The organism is Aquabacterium sp. OR-4, from assembly GCF_025290835.2.
In the GTDB taxonomy this organism is placed as follows: Bacteria; Pseudomonadota; Gammaproteobacteria; order Burkholderiales; family Burkholderiaceae_C; genus Pseudaquabacterium.
Genome location: NZ_JAOCQD020000001.1, coordinates 451,689 through 477,811, shown reverse-complemented (window position 1 = coordinate 477,811; position 26,123 = coordinate 451,689). Strand labels below are relative to the sequence as shown.

Sequence of the window (26,123 nt, the reverse complement as noted above, 5' to 3'; positions counted from 1 at the left end):
GGCGGCCGCTGGGTTGCCGCCACCACGCACCTAGCACCTGTTGCCGCCGCGCCGCGTTGGGCGGGCACTGCTTGACGCACTGCACAACCCGCGGCGCACAATAGCCGTTTCGGCTTTCAGGCGTGCTGCGCACAGCGCGCGCCCACCCCGTGAGTTCCGCCAACACGCCCAAGTCACCCGCCGCCCTGGCGGCACTCACCCTCGGCGCCCTCGGCGTGGTGTACGGCGACATCGGCACCAGCCCGCTGTATGCGCTGAAGGAGGTCTTCCACGCCGGCCACGTGGCGCCCACGCCCGACAACATCCTGGGCGTGCTGTCGCTGATCTTCTGGACGATGACCATCATCGTCTCGCTGAAGTACGTGCTGCTGATCCTGCGCGCCGACAACAACGGCGAGGGCGGCCTGATCGCCATGCTGGCGCTGGCCACCACCGCGGTGAAGGACAAGCCGGCGCTGCGCCAGGTGCTGATGACCGTGGGCCTGTTCGGCACTGCCATCTTCTACGGCGACGGCGTCATCACGCCGGCCGTCTCGGTGCTGTCGGCGGTGGAGGGTCTGGAGGTGGCCGCGCCGGCGCTGCACCACTGGGTGATCCCGATCACGCTGGTGGTGCTGACCGGGCTGTTTGCGGTGCAGCGCTTCGGCACCGGCGGCATCGGCAAGTTCTTCGGGCCGATCACGCTGCTGTGGTTCATCGTGCTGGTGGCACTCGGCGTGCCGCACATCATGGACAACCCCGGTGTGCTGGTGGCGCTGAACCCGGTTTATGCGGTGCGCTTTTTCGCCGGCAACCCGCTGGTGGCCTTCATCGGCCTGGGCGCGGTGGTGCTGTGCGTCACCGGCGGCGAGGCGCTGTATGCCGACATGGGGCACTTCGGCAAGAAGCCGATCCGCATCGCCTGGTACGCGTTCGTGATGCCGGCCCTGGTGGTCAACTACTTCGGCCAGGGCGCGCTGCTGCTGCGCCAGCCCAGCGCGGTGGAGAACCCGCTGTTCCTGATGGCGCCCGAGTGGTTTCGGCTGCCGCTGGTGTTTCTGGCCACCGCGGCCACGGTGATCGCCTCGCAGGCCCTGATCTCGGCCGCGTTCTCGGTCACCAAGCAGGCCATCCAGCTGGGCATCCTGCCGCGCATGGCCATCCGCCACACCTCGGTGAAGGACACCGGCCAGATCTACGTGCCCTTCGTCAACTGGGGGCTGTGGGTGTTCATCGTGCTCGCGGTGGGCCTGTTCAAGAGCTCGTCGAGCCTGGCCTCGGCCTACGGCATCGCGGTGACGCTGGACATGACCATCACCACGGTGATGACCTTCTTCGTCATCCGCTACGGCTGGAAGTACCCGCTGCTGCCCTGCGTGCTGGCCACCGGCTTCTTCTTCGTCATCGACGTCACCTTCTTCGCCAGCAACATGCTCAAGCTGGTGGCCGGCGGCTGGTTCCCGCTGGTCATCGGCATCGGCATGTTCACGCTGATGCTCACCTGGATGCAGGGCCGCAAGCTGATGAGCGAGCGCCTGCGCAACGAGGCCATCGACCTGAAGAGCTTTCTCGAGGCGGTGTTCATCAGCCCGCCCACGCGGGTGGACGGCACGGCCGTGTTCCTGTCGGCCGACACCGACATGACGCCCAACGCGCTGCTGCACAACCTCAAGCACAACAAGGTGCTGCACCAGTACAACCTGTTCGTCACGGTGCGCCACCACGAGGTGCCATGGGTCGGCTTTGACAAGCGCATCCAGATCGACAGCCTGGGCCACGACTGCTGGCAGGTGGTGCTGCACTTCGGCTTCAAGAACGACCCCGATGTGCCGCAGGCGCTGCGCCTGCTGGAAGACCGCGGCATCCCGCTGCCCGAGATGGACACCAGCTACTTCCTGAGCCGCGACATCGTGATCCCCACCTTCGGCGACGGCATGGCCATGTGGCGCGAGAAGCTGTTTGCCAGCATGCACCGCAATGCGGCCGCGGCGGCCGACTTCCTGAACCTGCCCTCCAACCGCATCGTCGAGCTGGGCGCGAAGGTCGAGATTTGATGGAGCACCCGGCGTCGGGGTACCGACGCCACCCGCCGGGCGGGTGCGGGCCGGCTTGGGTCGGCCCGGCGCTCGGCCCGCTGGAGCACCCGGCGTCGGGGTACCGACGCCACCCGCCGGGCGGGTGCGGGCCGGCCTCTCAGGCGCCAGCCGGCATGTTGAACACCTGGCGCAGGTAGGCCAGGAAGGTGGTGTCGTCGCACAGCGTCTTGCCGGGGCTGTCGCTGATCTTGGCCACCGTCTGGCCGTTGCACTGGGTCAGCTTCATCACGATGTGCAGGGTGTGCAGGCCCATGTCGTTGGTGAGGTAGGTACCGATGCCGAAGCCCAGCTGGGTGCGGTCGGCAAAGTGGCGGTACAGCTCGAAGGCCCGCGGCAGCGTGAGGCCGTCGCTGAACACCAGGCGCTTGGTGTTGGCGTCGATGCGCAGCTTGGCGTAGTGGGCCAGGGCCTTTTCGCCCCAGGTGATCGGGTCGCCCGAATCGTGGCGCAGGCCGTCGAAGAGCTTGGCGAAGTACAGGTCGAAGTCGGCCAGGAAGGCGTCCATGCCCACCACGTCGGTGAGGGCGATGCCCAGGTCGCCGCGGTACTCCTGCACCCAGCCTTCGAGTGCGGCCTTCTGAAAATCACGCAGGCGCACGCCCAGCGCCTGGTAGGTCTGCATGAACTCGTGCGCCATGGTGCCGATGGGCACCAGGCCCAGCTCGCGCGCCAGCTTCACGTTGCTGGTGCCGCGAAAGTACTCGGGCACCTCGCGCGCCAGCGTGCTGATCACCTCGCGGTGCCAGGCACCCGAGAAGCGCCGGCGCACGCCGAAATCAAAAAACTCGAAGGAGTTGCGGCGCTTGGGCTCCTGCGCAAACTGGCGCAGCAGCTGCACCTTCTCGGCCAGGCGGCGCCGGCCCTCGGCCAGTGCCGGGCCCTGCTCGACGCGGCGGAAGTACAGCTCGTTGACGATGGCCAGCACATGGATCTCGAAGGCCATCACATGCACCTGCGGGCCGCGGGCCACGATCTCCAGCGTGCCGGCGTTGTTGCGCACCTGGATGAAGTCGCGCTGGAACTGGAAGATGCGCAGAAAGTCGACGAAGTCGCTCTTGATGAAGCGCAGGCCGGCCAGGTAGTCGAGCTCCTCGCGCCGGAAGCGCAGGCTGCACAGGTGGTCGAGCTGCTCGTTGATCTCGGGGATCAGGTGGGTGAGCGGGTAGTCGCGCGCATTGCGGCACACGAACACGTACTCGGCCTGGGTCTGCGGAAACCGATGCAGCATGGCCTGCCACATCGTGAACTTGTAGAGATCGGTTTCGAGCAGGCTGTTGATGACGGGTTGCATGGCGGGCGCCGGGGCCCAGGCCCGGCCGCGTCGGTCTTCGAAAACGGTCGGGCCAGTATAGGAGCGGGCCCGTCACGCCGCTGCCATGCGGCCTTGCGGCGCGAGCCGCCGGGGCGCCGCGCTCAGGCCGTGGCCAGCGCGCCGCGGCGGATCTGGTCGCGCTCCAGGCTCTCGAACAAGGCCTTGAAGTTGCCTTCGCCAAAGCCCTGGTCGGCACGCCGCTCGATGAACTCGAAGAACACCGGGCCCAGCAGCGTCTGGCTGAAGATCTGCAGCAGCAGGCGCTTTTCGCCCCCGCCGTCCTGCCCCCCCGAGGCGCCTTCGGCGTCTCCCCCCGCGGGGGGCCGCCGGCTTGGGACGGCCCGGCGCCGGTGCTGCCATCGACCAGGATGCCACGCGCCTTCAGCTCGGCCACCGGCAGGCCGTGGCCGGGCAGGCGTTCGTCCAGCATCTCGTAGTACACGTCGTTGGGCGCGGTCATCAGCGGAATGCCGGCCAGCTGCAGCGCGTCGACGCTCTTTTGCAGATCGTCGGTCTGCAGCGCGATGTGCTGGATGCCCTCGCCGTTGAACTGCATCAGAAACTCCTCGATCTGGCCGCTGCCCTTGCCGCTTTCCTCGTTGAGCGGAATGCGGATCAGGCCGTCGGGCGCGGTCATGGCGCGGCTGGTCAGGCCGGTGTACTCGCCCTCGATGGCGAAGTAGCGGATCTCGCGGAAGCCGAAGATGCGCTCGTAGAAGCCGCCCCAGAAGGCCATGCGGCCGCGGTAGACGTTGTGGGTGAGGTGGTCGACCATCTTGAAGCCATGGCCCACCGGGTGGCGGTTGTCCAGCGCCTGGTAGGCGGGCAGGAACTCGAAGTCGATGTCGTAGATGGACTTGCCATCCTCATAGCGGTCGATCAGGTACAGCGGCGCGCCGCCGATGCCCCGGATGGCCGGCAGGCGCAGCTCCATCGGCCCGGTCGGGATCTCCACCGGCTGGGCGCCACGCTCGAGTGCCAGCGCATAGGCCTGGTGCGAGTCTTTGACGCGGAACGCCAGGCCGCAGGCGCTGGGGCCGTGCTCGGCGGCAAAGTAGGCGGCCAGGCTCTTCGGCTCGCGGTTGACGATGAAGTTGCAGTCGCCCTGGCGGTACAGCAGCACGTCCTTGCTGCGGTGGCGCGCCACCAGGCTGAAGCCCATCTGCTCGAACAGCGGTTCCAGCAGGCCCGGCACGGGCGAGGCGAACTCCACGAACTCGAAGCCCATCAGGCCCAGCGGGTTGTCGAACAGGTCGGCCATGGTGCGTGTCACTCCTGACGGAAATCAATCTGCGCACTGTAAGGAGCATGGAACGCAAAGAGTTCGCATCAAGCAGCCATGAATTGATGACCCAATGCGATAACGTTGCATGGATTCAACGATCAGTGAGATGACGATGGACGAAGTGCTGCTCGATGCGATCGACCGCCGCCTGCTGGCCCGGCTGCAGCAGGACGCACGCGCCACGGCGCAGGCGCTGTCGGAGGCGGCACACCTGAGCCCGGCGCAAAGCAACCGCCGCCACCGCCGGCTCGAGGAGGCCGGCGTGATCGCCGGCTACGAGGCCCGGCTGGCCCCCGCCACGCTGGGCCTGCACGTGGTGGCCTTTGTGCACGTGACGATGGAGCGCGGCCACGTCGGCCAGATCGCCGACTTCAAGGCCTTGATCGGCGACCTGCCGCAGGTGCAGGAGTGCTACGCCGTGACCGGCGACGCCGACTACGTGCTCAAGGTGGTGGCGCGCGACCTCAAGAGCCTGTCGGATTTTTTGATGGGCACGCTGATGCGCGCGCCGGGCGTGGGCGCGGTGCACTCGACCGTGTGCCTGGACGAGATCAAGTGCACCAGCGCCCTGCCGTTGTGACGGCACCCGGTGCCGCGGTTACGCGGCACCACCCGCCGGGCGGGTGGGCCGGCCGGCTTCGGGCGGCCGGGCGCTCGTCCGGCCCCCCGCTTCGTTCACCGGAGGTGGTGCACCGGCGCCTGGTTGTAGACCGGCGTCGGAATGCCGGCCAGCCGCGCCTTCAGCTGCAGCGACAGGAACTGCGAGTAGTGCCGGCTCTGGTGCAGGTTGCCGCCGTGGATCCACAGGTGCGGCACCTGCGTGGGCTTCCACATGTTGCGCAGCTCGCCTTCCCAGGGCCCGGGGTCCTTGGGCGTGTCGCTGCCCAGGCCCCACACCTTGCCCACCTGGTTGGCCACCTCGGGCGAGATCAGGTCGACCAGCCACTGGTTCATCGAGCCGTAGCCGGTGGCATAGACCAGCACGTCGCAGGGCAGCTCGGTGCCATCGGTCAGGGTCACGCTGTTCGGGTTGACATGCTCGATGTTGACCCGGCTCTTGAGCTTGATGCTGCCGTTGGCCACCAGCTCGCTGGCGCCCACATCGATGTAGTAGCCCGAGCCGCGGCGCAGGTACTTCATGAACAGGCCCGAGCCATCGGCGCCGAAGTCAAGCATGAAGCCGGCCTTCTCGAGCCGGCCGTACAGGCTGGCCTCGCGGCGCTGCATCTCCTCGTACACGGGGATGTGGAAGCTGTGCATGATCTTGTACGGCACGCTGGCAAAGATCAGGTCGCCCTTGTGGTGGTCGATGCCGTTCTTCAGCGCCTGCTCGCTGTACAGGCCGCCCAGCGCCAGCTCCATCAGCGCGGCGCTGGGGGCGATGTGGGTCGAGCTGCGCTGCACCATGGTCACGTCGACGTCGTGCTCCCACAGCGCGGCGCAGATGTCGTGGGCCGAGTTGTTGCTGCCCAGCACCACCACCTTCTTGCCCTTGCAGGCCTCGGGGCCGGGATGCTGGCTGCTGTGGTGCTGGTCACCCTCGAAGCGTTCGGCCCCCGGCAGCTTGGGCACATTGGCATAGCCCGACACGCCCAGCGCGATCACCAGCTCCTTGGGGTGCAGCACCACGGTCTGGCCGTCGCGCACCACGGTCACGTCCCAGCGGCCGGCCTGCTCGTCGTACCGGCAGCCCTGGGCCTGGGTGGCGGCCCAGTAGTTGATCTCCATGATCTTGACGTAGGCCTCGAGCCAGTCGCCGATCTTGTCCTTGGGCGCAAACACCGGCCAGTCGTTCGGGAACGGCAGGTAGGGCAGGTGGTCGTACCACACCGGGTCGTGCAGGCACAGGCTCTTGTAGCGACGGCGCCAGCTGTCGCCGGGCTTGGCGTTCTTCTCGATCACCAGGTGCGACACCCCCAGGCGCCGCAACCGCGCCGCCAGCGCGATGCCGCCCTGGCCGCCACCGATGATCACCACCTCGGGCTGCACCGTGTGGCCCAGGTTGGCGGCCTCGTCGGCCTTCAGCTCCGACCAGCTCTTGCGCCCCTTGTGCACGCCATGCTCGGCGCCGGCGGCACGGTGCTCGCCGGTCTTTTCTTCATGGCCCTTCAGCTCGACCATGGTGGTCAGCAGCGTCCAGGCCCTGGCTTGCCCGTTCTCATCCTTCAGGCGCAGCAGGCCCTTGCCGCGTGACACCCGGGTGTCGAAGGTGAACCAGGCCTCGGTGATGCCATCGGCTTCGGCCGCCTCGCCGTCGAGCTGCCAGTGCGATGGCGCCACATCGTCCAGCCGCGCCGCCAGCATGGCGCGCACCTGGGCCGGGCTTTCCTGCGTGCAGATGTTCCAGGTGAAGCTGATCAGGTCGCGCCAGTAGCACTCGGCGCCGAACAGTGCCGTGGCGGCGTCGAGATCGCGCGCCGTCAGTGCGGCATCAAAGGCCGCCAGCCAGGTGCGCGCGGCGGTGTTGGCTTGGGATTCACGCATCAACTTGTCTCCATCCAGGGTTGTTTGCCGCGGCGCGAGCTGGGGCGCTGCGGGCCTGGATGAAGCGCAAGCGTCGTGCCGCGTGCGGGCTGGCGGCCTGGGAGACCGCGCGCATTGCGCTGCAGCATGGCGCCGCTGCGCGATCTGTCCTGGGTGAGGCCGGCCGGCACGCCCTTGTGCTGCTGCATTGCAGCAAATGTGAGCGGCCACCGCACGCGGGCCGCCGCCACTGTCACACCGAGACAGGTGTCACAGCGCCGGCGTGACAGGTGGCTCGCCGTCGCGGGCGTTGGGCGACTTCACGCCCCAGCGCGCCATGCGCCGGTACAGCGTCATGCGCGAACAGCCCCATTGCCGGGCCAGGGCCGATACGTTCCAGTGCGCCGCGCGCAGTGCCTGGCGCAGCAGATCGGCCTCGTTGTGCGCCTGCGTCGGCAGGGCCGGCCCGGGCCAGGCGGGCCGGCCTGGCGCCTGCGGCGGCGCGGTGGTGGCGGCGGCCTCGGCCAGCAGCGCGTCGGGCAGGTCGGCCGGCTGGATCAGGCCGTCGCTGCACACGCTGCGGGCATAGGCCAGCGCATTGGCCAGCTCGCGCAGGTTGCCCGGCCAGCGGTGGGCCAGCAGCAGCGCGCGGGCCTCGGCCGACAGCGCCGGTGGCCGTTCGGCAGCGGCCGCGGCGGGCGCGGCGCCAGGGGCGCGCGGCGCGGCCAGCAGGCGGTCGATCATCACGCCCAGGTCGGCGCGCTCGCGCAGCGGCGGCAGCTGGAACAGCGCGCCGTTCAGGCGGTAGTACAGGTCGTCGCGAAAGCGCCCCTCGCGCACCAGCGCCTCCAGGGCGCAGTGGGTGGCGGCGATCACGCGGATGTCCACCGGCACCGGGCGGCTGGCGCCGATGGGCAGCACCTCGCGCTCGGCCAGCACGCGCAGCAGCCGCGCCTGCAGCGACCTGGGCATGTCGCCGATCTCGTCGAGAAACAGCGTGCCGCCGTCGGCCGCCTGGATCAGACCGCGCTTGGCGCGCGGCCCGGCGCCGGTGAAGCTGCCGGGCAGGTGGCCGAACAGCTCGCTCTCGATCAGGCCCTCGGGGATGGCGGCGCAGTTCACCGCCACGAAGGGCCGGCCGCGGCGCTCGCTGGCGGCGTGCAGGGCCTTGGCGAAAAACTCCTTGCCGCTGCCGGTCTCGCCGGTGAGCAGCAGGCTCACCGGGCTGTTGACCAGGCGCGCCGCGCGCTCGAGCTGGCGGTCGAGCCGCGCATCGCCGCCCGACAAGGCGGCCAGCGCGGCCGGCAGGCGGCGCTGCGCGGGGCCGGGCGTGGCGGCGGCCCGGGGCAGCACCGCCGGCGGTGGCGACGCCAGCATGAACAGCAGCCGCGCGCCGCCGGCCAGCATCACCGCGCGCTGGTCGACCGGCCGCGCGGCCACAAAGCGGCCCAGGTCGTCGGGCCGCGCCTCCAGCCAGGCGCCCAGCGGCTGGCCGATCAACGCCTGGCCCTGCAGCGCCGGCAGGCCCTGCAGCAGCAGCTGCGCGCGGCGGTTGTGGCCGATCAGGCGGCCGCCGGCATCCAGCGCCACCAGGTAGTCGGGGTTCACATCCAGGAACTGCGGCGCCGGGCTCAGGCGCAGCACCCAGTCGTGGCGAAAGCGCTGCAGGAACTGCGCGTTCTCCACATGCTGGGCATACACCTTCACCAGCTGCAGCGCCAGGTGCTGGCTGCTCTTGGGCTGATCGGAGGTGAGCGCCGAGATGTCGAGCACCGCGCTCAGCTCGCCGCTGGGGCTGAACACCGGCGCGGCGGTGCAGGTCAGCGGGATGTGGGTGGCGTCGAAGTGGTCATCGAGGTGCACCGTGAGCGCCTGGCCGGTGCTGATGCAGGTGCCCACGCCGCAGGTGCCGGCATGGTGCTCGCTCCAGTCGGCGCCCAGGTACAGGCCGGCGCGGCGCAGGCTGGGCTCGACCACCAGATCGCCCAGAAAATCCACCGTGACGCCACGCGCATCGGTCAGCAGCACCACATAGCCCATGCCCGCCACCTGCTGGTACAGCGCCTCCAGGCCGTGGCGGGCAATGTGCAGAAAGGCCTCCATCTGGTCCTGGTGCTCGCGCAGGCGCTGCTGCGGCAGGATCACCGCCTCCTGCATGCGCGTGGGGTCGAGCCGGTGCTGCTGCACGCAGCGCAGCCAGCTGTCGCGGATCACCTGCTCATGGCGCGCGGCCAGCGCCGCTTCCACGCCGCGCTGAGCCACCTGCATCACGGTGGCGATGTGCTGGTGCTGGGCGGTGTGCATGGTGGCGGCTTGACAGTGGGCAGACGGGGCCTGACACCATCGGGGCGCGGCCTCGCACTGTCAACCGGGGACAAATCCGCGGCGGCGCCGGCGGTCAGCGCGCAGCCACTAGCATCGCGCCATGGCCCACGATCATTCCACCCCCGCCCCGGCACGCACCGGCCACTGGCGGCTGCCCGCCAGCCTGCCGGCCTGGAGCCTGGCCGGCCCGCTGCTGGCCGCGCTGGCCGTGCTGGCCCTGGCCCTGGCCGCGGGCCTGCCGCTGGGCATCGGCCTGGGCACGCTGCTCACCGCGGCGCTGTTCGGTGCGGTGATGTCGGCCATCCACCATGCCGAGGTGGTGGCCCATCGCGTGGGCGAGCCCTTCGGCACCCTGGTGCTGGCGGTGGCGGTGACGGTGATCGAGGTGGCGCTGATCGTCACGCTGATGTTGGCCGGTGGCGAACAGGCCAATGCGCTGGCCCGCGACACGGTGTACTCGGCCATCATGATCGTCTGCAACGGCATCGTGGGCCTGTGCATGGTGATCGGCGCGGCGCGCCACGGCGTGCTGGCCTACCGGGTGGACGGCACCAGCCCGGCGCTGGCGGCGCTGGCCGCGCTGGCCGGCCTGGCCCTGGTGCTGCCCAACTTCACCACCACCACGCCCGGGCCCACCTACAGCGGCGCGCAGCTGGCCTTTGCCGGCGTGGCCTCGCTCACGCTGTATGGCGTGTACGTGTTCGTGCAGACGGTGCGCCACCGCGACTACTTTCTGCCGGTGGACCAGAGCGACCACGACGCCCATCTGCCGCCACCGCCCAACGGCGTGGCCTGGGCCGCGTTCGGCCTGCTGCTGCTGTCGCTGGTGGGCGTGGTGGGCCTGGCCAAGGCGCTGGCACCGGCGCTCGAGGCCGGCGTGGCCTCGATCGGTGCGCCCAAGTCGCTGGTGGGCGTGCTGATCGCGCTGATCGTGCTGCTGCCCGAAACCGGCGCCGCAGTGCGCGCGGCGCGCGGCAACCGCATGCAGAGCAGCCTGAACCTGGCGCTGGGCTCGGGCCTGGCCAGCATCGGGCTGACGATTCCGGTGGTGGCGGCGATGTCGCCGCTGTTCCCGTTTCCGCTGGTGCTGGGCATGCCGCCGATGCAGATCGTGCTGCTGACGCTGAGCCTGCTGGTGGGCGCCATCACCCTGGGCAGCGGCCGCGCCACGGTGCTGCACGGCGCGGTGCACCTGGTGCTGTTTGGCGCCTTCCTCTTCTTGGCGGTGGTGCCGTGAACGCCGGGCCGCGCGGCCCCGCCGAAACCGGCTACAGGCTGAAGCCGTAGTCGATGGTCAGCGGCGCGTGGTCGCTGAACTTCTGGTCCTTGTAGATCGCCGCGGCCTGTGCCTGCTCGGCCAGCGCCGGCGTGGCCAGGTGGTAGTCGAGCCGCCAGCCCACGTTCTTGGCATAGGCCTGGCCGCGGTTGCTCCACCACGTGTAGCAGGCGTCGGTGGTGTCGGGGTGCAGGCGGCGGTACACGTCCACCAGGCCGCCGTGGCCCTTGGCCGCGCCCAGCAGGGTGCTCATCCAGCCGCGCTCTTCGGGCAGGAAGCCCGAGTTCTTCTGGTTGCTCTTCCAGTTCTTCAGGTCGGCTTCCTGGTGCGCGATGTTCACGTCACCCACCAGGATGAACTCGCGCGTCTTCTTCAGCCGGGCCAGGTGCGGCGCCATGATCTCGAGAAAGCGGAACTTGGCCTGCTGGCGGTCCTCGCCGCTCGAGCCGCTGGGAAAGTAGCAGCTGATGATGCTGAGCTTGCGCCCGGGCTTGTCGAAGCGCAGTTCCACCCAGCGGCCCTCGGCATCGAACTCGGGGTTGCCCAGGCCCACCTGCACGTCGCTGGGTGCGTGGCGGGTGTACAGGCCCACGCCGGAATAGCCTTTTTTCTCGGCGTAGTGAAAGTGTCCGGGCATGCCGGCCACGGTGTCGAAGCGCCCGGCCACATCCTCGTGCTGGGCCTTGACTTCCTGCACCCCCATACAATCCGCGTTTGACTGTGCGGCCCACTCGAGAAAGCCCTTGTTGGCGGCCGAGCGGATGCCGTTCAGGTTCAGCGTGACAAGACGAAAGGCCAAGTGAGCTCCATGTCGATGACGACGACCCCCACCGCCGCCACGGCGGACGCGCTGGCGCAGGAGTTCGTGCAATTCGCGGTCGAGTCCGGCGTGCTGCGCTTCGGCGAGTTCAAGACCAAGGCCGGACGGTTGTCCCCCTACTTCTTCAACGCCGGTCTGTTCGACGACGGCGCCAAGCTGGGGCGGTTGGCCGGATTCTATGCACGCCGCCTGCTCGCCTCGGGGCTCGAGTTCGACCTGCTGTTCGGCCCGGCCTACAAGGGCATTCCGCTGGCGGCGGCGGTGGCCGTGGAGCTGGCGCGCGCCGGCCGCAACGTGCCCTTCGCCTACAACCGCAAAGAGGCCAAAGACCATGGCGAGGGCGGCACCCTGGTGGGCGCGCCGATGCGCGGCCGGGTGCTGATCATCGACGACGTGATCTCGGCCGGCACCTCGGTGCGCGAGTCGATCGCCATGATCACCGCCGCCGGCGCGCAGCCGGTGGGCGTGGCGATCGCGCTCGACCGCCAGGAAAAAGCCACCGAGAACGGGCAGGACGCCGCCTGGTCGGCCGTGCAATGGGTGCGTGACCAACTGAAACTGCAGGTCTCGGCAGTGGCCACGCTGGGCGATTTGCTGCACTATCTGCAGTCGACTCAGGCCCCTGATCTGGCAGCACATCTGCCGCGGGTGGCCGCGTACCGTGACCGCTACGGGGTATGAGATGTCCGGCCTGTTGCCGTCTGCACCGCGAACCCATGCCAGCGCCCTGCACCGGGCGGTGGGGGCGTTGCTGGGCGCGCTGACGCTGCTGCCGGCCAGCACCCCGGCACAGGCCGCCAACGAGGGCGCGGGCCCGGGCATCTACACCTGTGTGGATGCGCAGGGCAAACGCATCACCTCCGACCGCCCCATCGCGGCTTGCCTGGCGCGCGAGCAGCAGGTGCGCAACCGCGACGGCTCGCTGCGCCAGGTGATCCCGCCCAGCCTCACGCCCGAAGAGCGTGCCGAGCGCGAGGCCATCGAGCGCCGGGCCGCACTGCAGCGCGCCGCGCAGACCGACGCGGTGCGGCGTGACCGCAATCTGATGTCGCGCTTTCCCAACGAGTCAGCGCACCTGAAGGCCCGCAACGCGGCGCTCGACACGGTGCAGGTGGCCATCCGCACCACCGAACAGCGCCTGAAGGACCTGGCCGCCGAGCGCAAGCCGCTGGTCGACGAGACCGAGTTCTACAAGGGCCGCCCGCTGCCGTTGAAGCTCAAGCAGCAGCTCGACGCCAACGATGCCGCGATGCAGGCGCAGCGCGAGGCCACCAAGACCCAGGCCGCCGAGCTGGCGCGCATCCACGCGCTGTACGACGGCGAGCTCGAGCGGCTGCGCGCGCTGTGGGCCGGCTCGTCGCCGGGCTCGCTGCCGGTGGTCAACACCTCGTCCGATCCGTCGCGCGGCGTGCGCCGCTGAGCGCGGCGCCCGGCAGCGCCGGGCCGCCGCCGCTGGCGCTCAGCCCAGGCGGGCCTTCAGCACCTCGTTCACCTGGGCCGGATTGGCCTTGCCCTTGCTGGCCTTCATCACCTGGCCCACCAGCGCGTTGAAGGCCTTGTCCTTGCCGGCGCGGTATTCCTCGATGTTCTTGGCGTTGGCGGCCAGCACCTCGTCGACGATCTTCTCGAGCGCGCCGCTGTCGTTCATCTGCCGCAGGCCCTTGGCCTCGATCACCGCATCCACCTCGGTGGCCTCGCCGGTCCACAGTGCATCGAACACCTGCTTGGCGGCGTTGTTGCTCACCGTGCCGTCGGCAATGCGGCCGATCAGCGCGGCCAGCGTGGCGGCCGGCAGCGGCGCCTCGGCGATGTCGCGGCCCTCGGTGTTCAGGCGCTTGCTCAGCTCGCCCATCAGCCAGTTGGCCACCAGCTTGGGCTGGGCACACGCGTCGCGCGCCGCCTCGTAGTAGCGCGCAAACGGCAGGCTCTGGGTCATCATCGCCGCGTCATAGGCCGGCAGGCCGTCGGCCGACTGGAAGCGCTGCGCCATGGCCGCCGGCAGCTCGGGCATCTCGCCCTTCACGCGCGCGATCCAGTCGGCCGCGATCACCAGCGGCGGCAGGTCGGGATCGGGGAAGTAGCGGTAGTCGTGCGCGTCTTCCTTGCTGCGCATGGCCCGCGTCTCGCCACGGTCGGGGTTGAACAGCACGGTGGCCTGCTGGATCGCCAGGCCGTCCTCGATCTGGTCGATCTGCCACTGCACCTCGTAGTCGATGGCCTGCTGCAGGAAGCGAAACGAGTTGAGGTTCTTGATCTCGCGCCGCGTGCCGAACGGCGCCCCGGGCTTGCGCACCGAGACGTTGGCATCGCAGCGAAAACTGCCTTCCTGCATGTTGCCGTCGCAGATGCCCAGCCACATCACCAGCGCGTGCAGCGCGCGGGCGTAGGCCACGGCCTCGGCGCTGCTGCGCATGTCGGGCTCGGTGACGATCTCCAGCAGCGGCGTGCCGGCACGGTTCAGGTCGATGCCGGTCTGGCCGTGAAAGTCTTCGTGCAGGCTTTTTCCAGCGTCTTCTTCCAGATGCGCGCGGGTCAGGTTGACCAGCTTCTCCACCGCCTTGTCGCCGTCGCCCACGCGGATCTTCAGGCTGCCGCCCTGCACCACCGGCGTCTCGTACTGGCTGATCTGGTAGCCCTTGGGCAGATCGGGGTAGAAGTAGTTCTTGCGCGCAAAGATCGATTGCTGCGCCACCTTGGCGCCCACCGCCAGGCCAAAGCGGATGGCGCGCTCGACCGCGGCGCGGTTCATCACCGGCAGCGTGCCGGGCAGCGCCAGATCCACCGCGCAGGCCTGGGTGTTGGGCGCCGCGCCGAAGGCGGTGCTGGCGCCGGAGAAGATCTTGCTCTGCGTGGAGAGCTGGGCGTGGGTTTCCAGGCCGATGACGACCTCGTAGCCACGAATCAATGCGGGAGTGCTCATGGGATCGGGCTCAGATGCCGGCCGGCACACGGGTGTGCCAGTCGGTGGCCTGCTGCAGCGCATGCGCGGCGTGCAGCAGCGTGCCTTCGGCAAAGTAGTTGCCGATCAGCTGCAGGCCGACCGGCATGCCGCCCTCGCCAAAGCCGGCCGGCACGCTCATGCCGGGCAGGCCGGCCAGGCTGGCGGGCAGGGTGAAGATGTCGGCCAGATACGCCTGCAGCGGGTCGGCGCCCTGCTCGCCCAGCTTCCAGGCCACCGTGGGCGCCACCGGGCCGGCGATCACGTCGCACTCGCGGAAGCAGGCCTGGAAGTCGTCGGCGATCATGCGGCGCAGCTTCTGCGCCTGCAGGTAGTAGGCGTCGTAGTAGCCGTGGCTGAGCACATAGGCGCCGATCATGATGCGGCGCTTGACCTCGGGGCCAAAGCCCTCGGCGCGGCTCTTCTTGTACATGTCGAGCAGGTCGGTGTACTGCGCGGCGCGGTGGCCGAACTTGACGCCGTCGAAGCGGCTCAGGTTCGAGCTGGCCTCGGCCGGGGCGATGATGTAGTACACCGGGATCGACAGCTGGGTGCGCGGCAGGCTCACATCCACCAGCGCGGCGCCCAGCTTCTGCAGCTCGGCCAGCGCGGCGCGCACGCTGCCGGCCACATCCGAGGCCAGGCCGTCGGGGAAAAACTCCTTCGGCAGGCCGATGCGCAGGCCAGCCAGCGGCTGGGCCGCGCTGGCACCGGCACGCGGGGCCAGCATCTGGGCGTGAAAATCTTGCGGCGGGCGCTGCGCACTGGTGGCATCGAGCGCATCAAAACCGCTCATCGCACCCAGCAGCAGCGCGCAGTCTTCGGCACTGCGCGCCATCGGGCCGGCCTGGTCGAGGCTGGAGGCGAAGGCGATCATGCCGTAGCGCGAGCACACGCCGTAGGTGGGCTTGATGCCGGTGATGCCGGTGAAGCTGGCCGGCTGGCGGATCGAGCCGCCGGTGTCGGTGCCGGTGGCTGCCGGCAGCAGGCGCGCGGCCACGGCCGTGGCCGAGCCACCCGACGAGCCGCCGGGCACGCGGTTGGCATCCCAGGGGTTGTGGGCCGGAAAAAACGCCGAGTTCTCGTTGGCCGAGCCCATCGCGAACTCGTCGCAGTTGAGCTTGCCCAGGCGCACCGTGCCGGCGGCATCGAGCCGCGCCACCACGGTGGCGTCAAAGGGGCTGGCATAGCCGGCCAGCATCTTCGAGCCAGCGGTGGTGGGCGCGCCGCGGGTGACGAAGATGTCCTTGTGCGCAATCGGCACGCCGGTCAGCGGGCCGGCCTGGCCGGCGGCGCGCTGCGCATCGGCGGCGCGGGCGCCGGCCAGCGCGGTTTCGGCGTCCACGTGCAAGAAGGCGCCGAGCGCGCGCTGCGCCTCGATGCGGCCCAGCAGGTGGCGGGTGAGTTCCTCGCTGGAGACGGTTTTGTCGGCCAGCGCGCGGCCGAGCTGGGCCACGCCCAGCGTGTGCAGTTCAGCGCTCATTCGATGACCTTCGGCACCAGGAACAAGCCGTCTTCCACCGCTGGCGCGCTGGCCTGGTTGGCCGTGCGGTCGGGCGCTTCGCTCACCGCGTCGTCACGCAGCCGCAGCTCGACCGCGTGCAACGCCGACAGGGGCGTGTACAGCGGCTCCACACCCGAGGTGTCGACGGCACGCATCTGCTCGACGATGCCGAAAAAGTCGTTCAGCTGGGCCAGCATCACGGGCTCTTCGGCGGGGTTGAGTTCGAGGCGAGCCAGATGCGCGATGCGGCTCACGTCCTGTGGGGTCAGAGGCATGGGGAAGCGGTGCAACGGTGGGTTTCCGAAGGGGGAAACACCGGGGTGATGCGGTATTATCTTCGGTTATCCACACCCTGATGCGCCCATTGCCGGCAGCGGCCATTTCGCTGCTGCCGCCAGCGTCAACACCGGGGTGGGCCGCCCCTCTTTCCAGCCTGCCTGCCGTGCCTGCGTTGCGCATCGCAACCCACGGCCCACACCGTCCAATGTCGCGTTCCGCGGTCTGCCGCACCGCCTAGAAGTCGCCTCGGGCCTGTGCCCGCCGCTGCCTGCCGCTGATCGCCCTCCTGCCCAGATTGCGTTTCCCCATGTACGGATCCCTGCGCCGCTATTTCTCCACCGACCTGGCCATCGACCTTGGCACCGCCAATACGCTGATCTACGTGCGCGGCAAGGGCATCGTGCTGGACGAACCCTCGGTGGTGGCCATCCGCCACGAGGGTGGCCCCAACGGCAAGAAGACCATCCAGGCCGTCGGCAAGGAAGCCAAGGCCATGCTCGGCAAGGTGCCCGGCAACATCGAGGCCATTCGCCCGATGAAGGACGGCGTGATCGCCGACTTCACCGTCACCGAGCAGATGCTCAAGCAGTTCATCAAGATGGTCCACCCGCGCTCGGTGCTGCGCCCGAGCCCGCGCATCATCATCTGCGTGCCCTGCGGCTCGACCCAGGTCGAGCGCCGCGCCATCCGTGAATCGGCGCTGGGCGCCGGCGCCAGCGAGGTCTACCTGATCGAAGAACCGATGGCCGCGGCCATCGGCGCCGGCCTGCCGGTGAGCGAGGCCTCGGGCTCGATGGTGGTCGACATCGGCGGCGGCACCACCGAGGTCGGCGTGATCTCGCTGGGCGGCATGGTCTACAAGGGCAGCGTGCGGGTGGGCGGCGACAAGTTCGACGAAGCCATCATCAACTACATCCGCCGCAACTACGGCATGCTGATCGGCGAGCCCACCGCCGAGATGATCAAGAAGAACATCGGCTCGGCCTTCCCGGGCAGCGAGGTCAAGGAGATCGAGGTCAAGGGCCGCAACCTCAGCGAAGGCGTGCCGCGCAGCTTCACGATCAGCAGCAACGAGATCCTCGAGGCGCTGACCGACCCGCTGAACCAGATCGTCTCCAGCGTCAAGAACGCGCTCGAGCAGACCCCGCCCGAGCTGGGCGCCGACATCGCCGAGCGCGGCATGATGCTCACCGGCGGCGGCGCGCTGCTGCGCGATCTCGATCGCCTGCTGGCCGAAGAAACCGGCCTGCCGGTGCTGGTGGCCGAAGACCCGCTGACCTGCGTGGTGCGTGGCTGCGGCATGGCACTCGAGCGCATGGAGCGCCTGGGTTCGATCTTCACCTCCGAGTAAGGCCCCGGTCGGCCCCGGCCTGCCGCCAGCCGACCCCACCGCACGGCCCCGCCTGCGCCGCAGCCCGCCATGTCGCTCGGCACGATCGATCGCACCCCACCGCCCTTTTTTCGCCAGGGCCCGTCGGCACTGACCAAGCTGGTGCTGTGCTCGGCGCTGGCCGTCTTTCTGATGGCGGCCGATACGCGCTTCCAGCTCACCCGGCCGCTGCGCTCGGCGATGGCCACTGCGCTGCTGCCGCTGCAGCAGGCGCTGAAGTGGCCGGTGCGCCTGGCCGACGAGGTGTCGGCCTATGTGCAGGGCCTGGACGCCGCGCGCAGCGGCGAAAACGCGGCCCGGTTGCAGCTGGCGCGCCAGTCCGAGCTGGCCTCGCGCGGGGCCCTGCTGGCGGCCGAGAACACGCGGCTGCGGGCGCTGCTCGAGCTGCGCCCGGCGCTGGCCGTGCCGGCCCTTGGCGCCGAGGTGCTGTACGAGGCAGCCGACCCCTATGCGCGCAAGCTGTTCATCGACCGTGGCGAGCGCCATGGCGTGGTGCGTGGCTCGCCGGTGATCAACGAGGCCGGCGTGCTGGGCCAGGTGACGGCGGTGTACCCGCTGTCGGCGCTGGTCACGCTGCTGACCGACCGCGATGCAGCGATTCCGGTGCTCAACGAGCGCACCCAGCAGCGCAGCGCGGCCTTCGGCGGTGCCGAGGGTGGCGGCGCGCTCGAGCTGCGCTTCGTGGCTGCCAATGCCGATGTGAAGGCCGGTGACCGGCTGCTCACCAGCGGCATCGACGGCGTCTACCCGCCCGGCCTGGCCGTGGGCACGGTGACCCGGGTCGACCGGCGTGCCGATGCCGGCTTTGCCCGCATCCTGCTCGCCCCGGCCGCCGGCCTGGACGGGGTGCGCCACCTGCTGGTGCTGCAGCCCACGGCCATGCAGCTGCCGCCGCGGCCCGAGCCGCTGGCCGAGACCGGCCGCGCCGACAAGCCGGCCAAGGGCGCCAAGACCGCGCCGGCCGAGCGGCCCGGCAGCGCGGCAGCCGCCGGTGCGGCCGCGGCCAGCACCACAGCCGCCGGCAGCAACGCCACTGGCACGCCCCCCGCCACCGGGAGCCGGCCATGATCATGCCGCGCGGCTCTGACCAGCTGCTGCTGCCGGCCAACCCGCTGTTCATCGGCTTCTCGCTGCTGCTGGCGGTGCTGCTGGAGATGACGCCGATCGGCCGCCACCCCGCCTCGCCCGACCTGATGGCCCTGGTGCTGGTGTTCTGGAACGTGCACCAACCGCGTCGCGTGGGCGTGGGCTGGGCCTTCTTCTTCGGCCTGCTGATCGATGTGCACGAAGGCGCGGTGCTGGGCCAGCATGCGCTGGCCTACACGCTGCTGGCCTACTTCGCGGTCAGCGCGCACCGGCGGCTGCTGTGGTTCTCGGTGCCGGCGCAGGCACTGCAGGTGCTGCCGCTGTTTCTGGCGGCGCATGGCGTGGCCCTGGTGGCACGCATGATCGCCGGCGGCATGTTTCCGGGCTGGGGCCTGATGCTGGCCCCGCTGGCCGAGGCGGCGCTGTGGCCGCTGGTGGTGTGGCTGCTGCTGGCGCCGCAGCGCCGCGCGCCCGATCCCGATCAAAACCGACCGCTGTGACCGAACTCAAGGATCTCGACCGGGAGCTGGGGCGCTTTCGCACCCGCCTGGTCGCCGCCGCGCTGTTTGTGCTGCTGGGCTTTGGCCTGCTGGGCGCGCGGCTGTGGTGGCTGCAGGTGGTGCGCCACGACGAGCTGGCCGAGCAGGCCGAGGCCAACCGCATCGCGGTGGTGCCCACCGTGCCCAACCGCGGCCTGATCGTTGACCGCCATGGCGTGGTGCTGGCCACCAACTACTCGGCCTACACCCTCGAGATCACGCCGGCCAAGGTGCAGGGCGAGCTCGAGCGCGTGATCGACGCGCTGGCCGAGGTGGTGGAGATCGCGCCCAAGGACCGCCGCCGCTTCAAGCGCCTGCTCGACGAGAGCAAGAGCTTCGAGTCGCTGCCCATCCGCAACCGCCTGAGCGACGAGGAGCTGGCCCGCTTCACGGCCCAGCGCTACCGCTTTCCGGGCGTGGATGTGCGTGCGCGGCTGTTTCGCACCTATCCGCTGGGCGAGACCGGGGCGCATCTGGTGGGCTACATCGGCCGCATCAACACCAGCGAAAAGAAGGCCATGGAGGACTGGGACGACGACGACCAGGCCAACTACCGCGGCACCGAGGTGATCGGCAAGCTGGGCCTGGAGCAGCGCTACGAGCGTGAGCTGCACGGCACCACCGGCTTCGACCAGGTGGAAACCTCGGCCGGCGGCCGCGCCGTGCGCCGCCTGGGCAGCCATCCGGCCACGCCGGGCAACACCCTGGCGCTGAGCGTCGACATCCGCCTGCAGCACCTGGTGGAAGAGCTGTTCGGCGAGCGCCGCGGCGCGCTGGTGGCCATCGATCCGCGCACGGGCGAGGTGCTGGCCTTCGTCAGCAAGCCCAGCTTCGACCCCAATCTGTTCGTCGACGGCATCGATGTGGAGAGCTGGCGCGAGCTGAACGAATCGATCGACAAGCCGCTGCTCAACCGCGCGCTGCGCAGCGCCTATCCGCCGGGCTCGACCTACAAGCCCTTCATGTCGCTGGCCGCGCTGGCCACCGGCAAGCGCACGCCGCAGCAGGCCATTGCCGACCCCGGCTACTTCAACTTCGGCAACCACCGCTTCCGCGACGACAAGGAGGGCGGCCACGGCGTGGTCGACATGTACCGCTCCATCGTGCAGAGCTGCGACACCTACTACTACGTGCTGGCCAACGAGATGGGCGTCGACCTGATCGCCGAGCAGATGGCGCCCTTCGGCTTTGGCCAGATCACCGGCATCGACCTCGACGGCGAGGTGCGCGGCGTGCTGCCCTCCACCGAGTGGAAGAAGCGCGCCTACCGCAAGCCCGAGCAAAAGCGCTGGTACGCCGGCGAGACCATCTCCATCGGCATCGGCCAGGGCTACAACAACTACACCATCCTGCAGCTGGCGCACGCCACGGCCACGCTGGCCGCCGGCGGCCAGCGCCACACGCCGCACCTGGTGCGCCAGGTGGTCGACGTGGTCTCGGGCAGCGCCCGCCCGGTGGGCACCGAGGCGCTGCCGCCGGTGCCGATCCGCGCCGACCACCTCGAGGTGATCCGCCGCGCGCTGGTGGGCGTGAACGTCGAGGGCACCTCGGCCTCGGCCTTCCGCGGCGCCGCCTACCAGGCCGCGGGCAAGACCGGCACGGCCCAGGTGGTGGCCATCAAGCAGGGCGAGAAGTACAACGCCGCCAAGCTGGCCGAGCACCTGCGCGACCATGCGCTGTACATGGCCTACGCCCCGGCCGAGGCGCCGCAGGTGGCCGTGGCGCTGATCGTCGAGAACGCCGGCTTCGGCGCCCAGGCCGCCGCGCCCATTGCCCGCCGCGTGTTCGACTACGTGCTGCAGGGCCAGTGGCCCAGCGTGGAAGACATCGCCGCCACACGCCTGGGCCAGACCACCGCGCCGATCGGCAGCGTGCGCCGTGCGCTGGACGTTGCGCTGCCGGGCCAGGCCGCCTCGCTGCCGGCCTCGGCGGCCTCGGCGGCCGGGTCTGCGCCCGCGCCGTCTGCGTCTGCGTCCGCACCGGCGTCCGCGGCCAGGGTGGCCCTGGCCAGCGCCGCGGCCGGCCCGGCGGCGTTGAAAACCGCGGGAACCAGGCGATGAGCAACGTCTTCGAGCGCCCCAGCCTGTGGCAGCGCGTGCGGCCGGTGCTGGGCGGGTTCGACGGCCCGCTGGCGGTGCTGGTGCTGGCACTGGCCGGCCTGGGCATGCTCACCATGTACTCGGTGGGCTTCGACCACGGCACCCGCTTTGCCGACCACGGCCGCAACATGCTGATCGGCGGCCTGGTGATGCTGGTGGCGGCCCAGGTGCCGCCGCAGCGCCTGCAGGCCCTGGCGCTGCCGCTGTACACGCTGGGCGTGCTGCTGCTGGTGGCCACGCTGGCCTTCGGCGTCACCAAGAAGGGCGCCACGCGCTGGATCAACCTGGGCATCGTGATCCAGCCCAGCGAGATCATGAAGCTGGCCATGCCGCTGATGCTGGCCTGGTGGTTCCAGAAGCGCGAGGGCCAGTGGCGCGCACCCGAATTTGCCGTGGCCGGGGCGCTGCTGCTGCTGCCGGTGATGCTGGTGGCCAAGCAACCCGACCTGGGCACGGCCATCCTGGTGCTCTCGTCGGGGCTGTACGTGCTGTTCTTTGCCGGCCTGTCGTGGCGGCTGATCGTGCCGGTATTGCTGCTGGCCGCCGTCGGCATTGGAGCCATCGTGGTCAGCGGCGATGCGCTGTGCCAACCCGATGTGGCCTGGCATGTGCTGCGCGACTACCAGAAGCAGCGCGTGTGCACCCTGCTCGACCCCACCCGCGATCCGCTGGGCAAGGGCTTCCACATCCTGCAGGGCATGATCGCCATCGGCTCGGGCGGCATCACCGGCAAGGGCTTCATGAGCGGCACGCAGACGCACCTGGAGTTCATCCCCGAGCGCACCACCGATTTCGTGTTCGCCGGTTTCGCCGAGGAGTTCGGGCTGCTCGGCGCCGCGCTGCTGCTGAGCTGCTACATCGCGCTGATCCTGCGCGGCCTGTTCATCGCCGCGCAGGCGCCCACCGCGTTTTCGCGCCTGCTGGCCGGCGCCATCACGCTGAGCTTCTTCACCTACGGCTTCGTCAACCTGGGCATGGTCAGCGGCATCCTGCCGGTGGTGGGCGTGCCGCTGCCCTTCATCAGCTACGGCGGCACAGCGATGGTGACGCTGGGCCTGGCGCTGGGCATGCTGATGTCGATCTCGCGCAGCCGCGGCCTGATGCAGCGCTAGGGAGCTGGGGCACCCGGCCTTGCGGGTACGCAAGGCCACCCGCCGGGCGGGTGCTCAGTCGTCTTGGGGCGGCCCGGCGCTCGACTGAGCCGCGTCTGCCACCGTCGGTGTCCACGCCACCAGCGGAAAGCGCACCGTGAACAGCGCGCCGGGCCCCTGGCCCTGCGCGGCGGCCAGGCTGCGTGGCCGGGCGTCGGCGATCGTCATCTCGGCCGCGTGCTGCTGCACGATCTCGTTGACGATGGCCAGACCCAGGCCGCTGCCGTCGGCGTTGGTGCCCAGCGCACGGTAGAAGGGCTCCAGCACCAGGGTGCGCTCGACCTCGGGAATGCCCGGGCCGGTGTCCTCCACCTGCAGCACCACCACCTGGCCGAAGGGGTCGTCCATCACGCGCACCGTCACCGTGCCGCCGGTGGGCGTGTACTGCAGCGCGTTGTCCACCAGGTTGCGCACCAGCTCGCGCGCCATCACCGCATGGCCCAGCAGCCGGCCGTGCAGCGCGTCGTCGCTGTCGGGGCCCTCGTAGCCGAGGTCGATGCGCTTGTCCATCGCCTTGGGCACGAAGTCGCGCACCGTCTCGCGCGCCAGTTCCACCAGGCACACGGTCTCGGGCTGGCGCGACAGCGTGCGCGCCTCGGCCCGGGCCATGGCCAGCAGCTGGTTGACCATGTGCGCCGCGCGCTCACTCGAGTGGGCGATGTACTGCAGCGAGCGCCCGAGCGACTTGGCGTCCTGCTGGCCGGCATCGATCTCGCGCTGGGCCAGCTCGGCCTGCATGCGCAGGCCGGCCAGCGGCGTCTTCAGCTGGTGCGCGGCGTCGGCCAGAAAACGCTTTTGCGTGCGCATCGACTGGTCCAGCCGCGCCAGCAGGTCGTTGATGGCGCTCACCAGCGGCGCCACCTCTTCGGGCACATCGCGCTCGGGCAGCGGCGCCAGGTCGTGGCTCTCGCGGCGGCGGATGCGCTGCTGCAGCTCGTTGAGCGGCTTGATGCCGCGCGCCAGCGCAAACCACACCAGCAGCACCGCCAGCGGCAGCACCACGAACTGCGGCACGATCACGCCCTTGATGATCTCGGTGGCCAGACGCGAGCGCTTGTCCAGCGTCTCGGCCACCTGCACCAGGGCCGGCAGCTCCCCCGGCACGCCGGTGGGCGGCAGCCACAGGTAGGCCACGCGCACACCGTCGCCCTGCAGCTCGTCATCGCGCCAGCGCAGCTCCTGGCCGGGCACCGGGTTCTCCTCGGGCACCGGCAGGTGGCGGTCACCGGCCACGAACTCGCCGCGGGCGCCCAGCACCTGGTACAGCACGCGCTCGGCATCGTCGGTGCGCAACACCTCGCTGGCCACCTCGGGATGGCGCAGGCGGATCGCGCTGGGCTTCTCGGTGCTGCCCGGCTCCACCACCACCTGGCGGGCCACGGTGCGCGCCATCGCCGCCAGGTCGCGGTCAAACGGCCGGCTGGCAATGCTTTGGGCCACCAGCCAGGTCAGCGCCACGCTCAGCGGCCACAGCAAGAGCAGCGGCGCGAGCATCCAGTCGAGGATCTCGCCGAAGAGCGAGCGCTGTTCGCGGGGGGTGTCCATGGTGGTTCGGGGCAGCATAACGCCGCCTGTCGGCACGGCCCCGGCCCGCCTGGCGGCGGCGGCGGCAGCCTCAGTTCGGGATCTTCTCCAGGCAATAGCCCAGCCCGCGCACCGTGGCGATGCGGATCGGCCCCTGCTCGATCTTCTTGCGCAGGCGGTGGATGTAGACCTCGATGGCGTTGTTGCTCACCTCTTCGCCCCATTCGCACAGGCGCTCGACCAGCTGGTCCTTGCTCACCAGCCGGCCGGCGCGCTGCAGCAGCACCTCCAGCAGGCTGAGCTCGCGCGCCGACAGCTCGACCATCTGGTCGCTGATGTAGGCCACGCGGCCGGTGGCATCAAAGGTCAGCGGACCGTGCTTGATGACGTTGGACGCCGCGCCCAGCCCACGCCGCGTGAGTGCGCGCACCCGCGCCTCCAGCTCCTGCAGCGAGAAGGGCTTGGCCATGTAGTCGTCGGCGCCCAGATCGAGGCCCTTGACGCGCTGCTCCACGCTGTCGGCCGCCGTGAGGATCAGCACCGGCACCGACGAACCGCGCCCGCGCAGCTTGCGCAGCACATCGAAGCCATGCATCTTGGGCAGCCCCAGATCCAGGATCAGCAGGTCGAATTCATGGGCCGCCAGCGCCGCATCGGCCTCGCTGCCACTGCCCACCTGGTCCACCGCATAGCCGGTGGCACGCAATGAGCGCAACAATCCGTCAGCCAGCACCTGGTCGTCTTCCGCGATCAGAATCCGCATCTTCGTCTCCCGCTGGTGCCCACCGTGTTCTGCATCGCCCGATCCGCACGATCCCGGCAGGCGACGAATTGATTCTAGGCAGCCCGACACTTGCACAGCCTGACAGCAACCCGGGGCACGGGTTCATCTGGGCTGTGGAAGTTGACAGGCTGTTCAGACATACAGTATCTCGGCTATCATCGGGCCATCTCGACCCGAGGAGAGCCCCACATGGACGCACCCGTGAAAGCACTGAACACCGAAAAAGCCAAGGCCCTGCAGGCCGCGCTTGCCCAGATCGAAAAGCAGTTCGGCAAGGGTTCCATCATGCGGCTGGGCGACGGCGAAGCCGTCGAGGCCCTCGAGGTGGTGTCCACCGGCTCGCTGGGCCTGGACATCGCGCTGGGCGTGGGTGGTCTGCCGCGTGGCCGCGTGGTCGAGATCTACGGCCCCGAGTCCTCGGGCAAGACCACGCTCACGCTGCAGGTGGTGGCCCAGATGCAGAAGCTGGGCGGCACCTGCGCCTTCATCGACGCCGAACATGCGCTCGACACCGCCTATGCGCAAAAGCTCGGCGTCAACCTGCAAGAGCTGCTGATCAGCCAGCCCGACACCGGCGAGCAGGCGCTCGAGATCGTCGATTCGCTGGTGCGCTCGGGCTCGGTTGACCTGGTCATCATCGACTCGGTCGCCGCCCTCACGCCCAAGGCCGAACTCGAAGGCGAGATGGGCGACAGCCTGCCCGGTCTGCAGGCCCGTCTGATGAGCCAGGCGCTGCGCAAGCTCACCGGCACGGTCAAGAAGACCAACACCATGGTCGTCTTCATCAACCAGATCCGCATGAAGATCGGCGTGATGTTCGGCAACCCCGAAACCACCACCGGCGGCAACGCGCTCAAGTTCTACAGCTCGGTGCGCCTGGACATCCGCCGCACCGGCAGCATCAAGCGCGGCGAAGAGGTGATCGGCAGCGAAACCAAGGTCAAGGTCGTCAAGAACAAGGTGGCCCCGCCGTTCAAGACCGCCGAGTTCGACATCCTCTACGGCGAAGGCACCAGCCGCGAGGGCGAGATCATCGACATGGGCGTCGAGGCCAAGATCGTCGACAAGTCCGGCGCCTGGTACGCCTACAACGGCGAGAAGATCGGCCAGGGCAAGGACAACGCCCGCGAGTTCCTGCGCGAGAACCCCGAGATCGCGCTCGAAATCGAGAACCGCGTGCGCGAAGCCCTGGGCGTGCCGCTGCAGCCCGGCCCGGTGGGCGACGGCGAGGCCTGATCCCCGCTCGTTCGCGGCCCGAGCGCCATACCCACGC

20 protein-coding genes and 1 pseudogene are annotated in these 26,123 nt (G+C 69.8%); 11 read left to right on the top strand and 10 right to left on the bottom strand.

The window, feature by feature from the left end; all coding sequences use genetic code 11:
* Window positions 1-149 precede the first annotated feature (149 nt).
* Window positions 150-2,033: a potassium transporter Kup gene (locus tag N4G63_RS01925; protein ID WP_260789033.1), complete on the top strand. Its 1,884-nt coding sequence runs from the start codon at window positions 150-152 to the stop codon at window positions 2,031-2,033.
* Window positions 2,034-2,172: 139 nt separating this feature from the next.
* On the opposite strand, the gene pncB is transcribed toward N4G63_RS01925, so the two are convergent.
* Together pncB and hppD are read right to left on the bottom strand one after the other, a co-directional pair.
* Complete coding sequence (pncB, locus tag N4G63_RS01920) at window positions 2,173-3,366, bottom strand: nicotinate phosphoribosyltransferase (protein ID WP_260789034.1); 1,194 nt, start codon at window positions 3,364-3,366, stop codon at window positions 2,173-2,175.
* A gap of 122 nt (window positions 3,367-3,488) precedes the next feature.
* Window positions 3,489-4,648, bottom strand: a pseudogene (hppD, locus tag N4G63_RS01915) (4-hydroxyphenylpyruvate dioxygenase).
* A 136-nt stretch (window positions 4,649-4,784) separates the two neighbouring features.
* On the opposite strand from hppD, the gene N4G63_RS01910 reads away from it, so the two are divergent.
* The gene (locus N4G63_RS01910) at window positions 4,785-5,252 is read left to right on the top strand and encodes an Lrp/AsnC family transcriptional regulator (protein ID WP_260789540.1); all 468 of its coding nucleotides are present in this window, start codon (window positions 4,785-4,787) and stop codon (window positions 5,250-5,252) included.
* Window positions 5,253-5,347: 95 nt separating this feature from the next.
* On the opposite strand, the gene N4G63_RS01905 is transcribed toward N4G63_RS01910, so the two are convergent.
* Both N4G63_RS01905 and N4G63_RS01900 read right to left on the bottom strand, forming a co-directional pair.
* On the bottom strand, window positions 5,348-7,156 hold the full coding sequence (locus N4G63_RS01905; RefSeq protein ID WP_314599281.1) for an NAD(P)-binding domain-containing protein: 1,809 nt from the start codon (window positions 7,154-7,156) through the stop codon (window positions 5,348-5,350).
* 249 nt (window positions 7,157-7,405) lie between these two features.
* Window positions 7,406-9,439, bottom strand: coding sequence for a sigma-54-dependent Fis family transcriptional regulator (locus N4G63_RS01900; RefSeq protein ID WP_260789035.1), 2,034 nt, complete (start codon window positions 9,437-9,439; stop codon window positions 7,406-7,408).
* Window positions 9,440-9,560: 121 nt separating this feature from the next.
* Between N4G63_RS01900 and N4G63_RS01895 the strand changes: the two genes are divergently transcribed.
* A complete protein-coding gene (locus N4G63_RS01895) occupies window positions 9,561-10,697 on the top strand; it encodes a calcium:cation antiporter (protein ID WP_260789036.1) in 1,137 nt (378 codons plus the stop codon).
* A 31-nt stretch (window positions 10,698-10,728) separates the two neighbouring features.
* Here N4G63_RS01895 and N4G63_RS01890 read toward each other — a convergent pair whose 3' ends face one another.
* Window positions 10,729-11,535 (bottom strand): exodeoxyribonuclease III, encoded by an 807-nt coding sequence (locus N4G63_RS01890; protein WP_314599280.1) that lies wholly within the window; start codon window positions 11,533-11,535, stop codon window positions 10,729-10,731.
* A 15-nt stretch (window positions 11,536-11,550) separates the two neighbouring features.
* Between N4G63_RS01890 and pyrE the strand changes: the two genes are divergently transcribed.
* Both pyrE and N4G63_RS01880 read left to right on the top strand, forming a co-directional pair.
* Entirely contained in the window at window positions 11,551-12,237 is a 687-nt protein-coding gene (gene pyrE, locus N4G63_RS01885; protein WP_443112032.1) for an orotate phosphoribosyltransferase, read from the top strand.
* Window position 12,238: 1 nt separating this feature from the next.
* Window positions 12,239-12,976 (top strand): hypothetical protein, encoded by a 738-nt coding sequence (locus N4G63_RS01880; RefSeq protein ID WP_260789039.1) that lies wholly within the window; start codon window positions 12,239-12,241, stop codon window positions 12,974-12,976.
* 39 nt (window positions 12,977-13,015) lie between these two features.
* On the opposite strand, the gene gatB is transcribed toward N4G63_RS01880, so the two are convergent.
* From gatB to gatC, 3 genes are read right to left on the bottom strand one after another with little or no spacing between them, the layout of a single operon-like run.
* Window positions 13,016-14,476 carry an Asp-tRNA(Asn)/Glu-tRNA(Gln) amidotransferase subunit GatB gene (gene gatB / locus N4G63_RS01875; protein ID WP_260789040.1) on the bottom strand — a complete coding sequence of 487 codons (1,461 nt, stop codon included), beginning with the start codon at window positions 14,474-14,476 and terminating at the stop codon, window positions 13,016-13,018.
* A 10-nt stretch (window positions 14,477-14,486) separates the two neighbouring features.
* Window positions 14,487-15,977: an Asp-tRNA(Asn)/Glu-tRNA(Gln) amidotransferase subunit GatA gene (gene gatA, locus N4G63_RS01870; protein WP_260789041.1), complete on the bottom strand. Its 1,491-nt coding sequence runs from the start codon at window positions 15,975-15,977 to the stop codon at window positions 14,487-14,489.
* A complete protein-coding gene (gene gatC / locus N4G63_RS01865; protein WP_260789042.1) occupies window positions 15,974-16,273 on the bottom strand; it encodes an Asp-tRNA(Asn)/Glu-tRNA(Gln) amidotransferase subunit GatC in 300 nt (99 codons plus the stop codon). The genes gatA and gatC overlap by 4 nt, the downstream gene beginning before the upstream one ends.
* A gap of 311 nt (window positions 16,274-16,584) precedes the next feature.
* Between gatC and N4G63_RS01860 the strand changes: the two genes are divergently transcribed.
* From N4G63_RS01860 to rodA, 5 genes are all read left to right on the top strand, one after another.
* Window positions 16,585-17,628, top strand: a complete 1,044-nt coding sequence (locus N4G63_RS01860) for a rod shape-determining protein (protein WP_314599278.1) — start codon at window positions 16,585-16,587, stop codon at window positions 17,626-17,628.
* Window positions 17,629-17,697: 69 nt separating this feature from the next.
* On the top strand, window positions 17,698-18,735 hold the full coding sequence (gene mreC / locus N4G63_RS01855; RefSeq protein ID WP_260789044.1) for a rod shape-determining protein MreC: 1,038 nt from the start codon (window positions 17,698-17,700) through the stop codon (window positions 18,733-18,735).
* Window positions 18,732-19,253 (top strand): rod shape-determining protein MreD, encoded by a 522-nt coding sequence (gene mreD, locus N4G63_RS01850; RefSeq protein ID WP_314599277.1) that lies wholly within the window; start codon window positions 18,732-18,734, stop codon window positions 19,251-19,253. The genes mreC and mreD overlap by 4 nt, the downstream gene beginning before the upstream one ends.
* A complete protein-coding gene (gene mrdA, locus N4G63_RS01845; RefSeq protein ID WP_260789045.1) occupies window positions 19,250-21,352 on the top strand; it encodes a penicillin-binding protein 2 in 2,103 nt (700 codons plus the stop codon). The genes mreD and mrdA overlap by 4 nt, the downstream gene beginning before the upstream one ends.
* Window positions 21,349-22,503 carry a rod shape-determining protein RodA gene (gene rodA, locus N4G63_RS01840; RefSeq protein WP_260789046.1) on the top strand — a complete coding sequence of 385 codons (1,155 nt, stop codon included), beginning with the start codon at window positions 21,349-21,351 and terminating at the stop codon, window positions 22,501-22,503. Before mrdA ends, rodA begins: the two co-directional genes overlap by 4 nt.
* A 54-nt stretch (window positions 22,504-22,557) precedes the next feature.
* On the opposite strand, the gene N4G63_RS01835 is transcribed toward rodA, so the two are convergent.
* Together N4G63_RS01835 and N4G63_RS01830 are read right to left on the bottom strand one after the other, a co-directional pair.
* Window positions 22,558-24,087 (bottom strand): sensor histidine kinase, encoded by a 1,530-nt coding sequence (locus N4G63_RS01835; RefSeq protein WP_260789048.1) that lies wholly within the window; start codon window positions 24,085-24,087, stop codon window positions 22,558-22,560.
* Window positions 24,088-24,157: 70 nt separating this feature from the next.
* A complete protein-coding gene (locus N4G63_RS01830; protein ID WP_314599276.1) occupies window positions 24,158-24,829 on the bottom strand; it encodes a response regulator in 672 nt (223 codons plus the stop codon).
* 210 nt (window positions 24,830-25,039) lie between these two features.
* On the opposite strand from N4G63_RS01830, the gene recA reads away from it, so the two are divergent.
* Window positions 25,040-26,086, top strand: coding sequence for a recombinase RecA (recA, locus tag N4G63_RS01825; protein ID WP_260789050.1), 1,047 nt, complete (start codon window positions 25,040-25,042; stop codon window positions 26,084-26,086).
* Window positions 26,087-26,123 lie beyond the last annotated feature (37 nt).

Coding starts and splice junctions, on each gene's coding strand:
- pncB (WP_260789034.1), bottom strand. CDS start 3,366: ATGCAACCCGTCATCAACAGCCTGCTCGAAACCGATCTCTACAAGTTC.
- N4G63_RS01910 (WP_260789540.1), top strand. CDS start 4,785: ATGGACGAAGTGCTGCTCGATGCGATCGACCGCCGCCTGCTGGCCCGG.
- N4G63_RS01905 (WP_314599281.1), bottom strand. CDS start 7,156: ATGCGTGAATCCCAAGCCAACACCGCCGCGCGCACCTGGCTGGCGGCC.
- N4G63_RS01900 (WP_260789035.1), bottom strand. CDS start 9,439: ATGCACACCGCCCAGCACCAGCACATCGCCACCGTGATGCAGGTGGCT.
- N4G63_RS01895 (WP_260789036.1), top strand. CDS start 9,561: ATGGCCCACGATCATTCCACCCCCGCCCCGGCACGCACCGGCCACTGG.
- pyrE (WP_443112032.1), top strand. CDS start 11,551: ATGACGACGACCCCCACCGCCGCCACGGCGGACGCGCTGGCGCAGGAG.
- N4G63_RS01880 (WP_260789039.1), top strand. CDS start 12,239: ATGTCCGGCCTGTTGCCGTCTGCACCGCGAACCCATGCCAGCGCCCTG.
- gatB (WP_260789040.1), bottom strand. CDS start 14,476: ATGAGCACTCCCGCATTGATTCGTGGCTACGAGGTCGTCATCGGCCTG.
- gatA (WP_260789041.1), bottom strand. CDS start 15,977: ATGAGCGCTGAACTGCACACGCTGGGCGTGGCCCAGCTCGGCCGCGCG.
- gatC (WP_260789042.1), bottom strand. CDS start 16,273: ATGCCTCTGACCCCACAGGACGTGAGCCGCATCGCGCATCTGGCTCGC.
- N4G63_RS01860 (WP_314599278.1), top strand. CDS start 16,585: ATGTACGGATCCCTGCGCCGCTATTTCTCCACCGACCTGGCCATCGAC.
- mreC (WP_260789044.1), top strand. CDS start 17,698: ATGTCGCTCGGCACGATCGATCGCACCCCACCGCCCTTTTTTCGCCAG.
- mreD (WP_314599277.1), top strand. CDS start 18,732: ATGATCATGCCGCGCGGCTCTGACCAGCTGCTGCTGCCGGCCAACCCG.
- rodA (WP_260789046.1), top strand. CDS start 21,349: ATGAGCAACGTCTTCGAGCGCCCCAGCCTGTGGCAGCGCGTGCGGCCG.
- N4G63_RS01835 (WP_260789048.1), bottom strand. CDS start 24,087: ATGGACACCCCCCGCGAACAGCGCTCGCTCTTCGGCGAGATCCTCGAC.
- N4G63_RS01830 (WP_314599276.1), bottom strand. CDS start 24,829: ATGCGGATTCTGATCGCGGAAGACGACCAGGTGCTGGCTGACGGATTG.
- recA (WP_260789050.1), top strand. CDS start 25,040: ATGGACGCACCCGTGAAAGCACTGAACACCGAAAAAGCCAAGGCCCTG.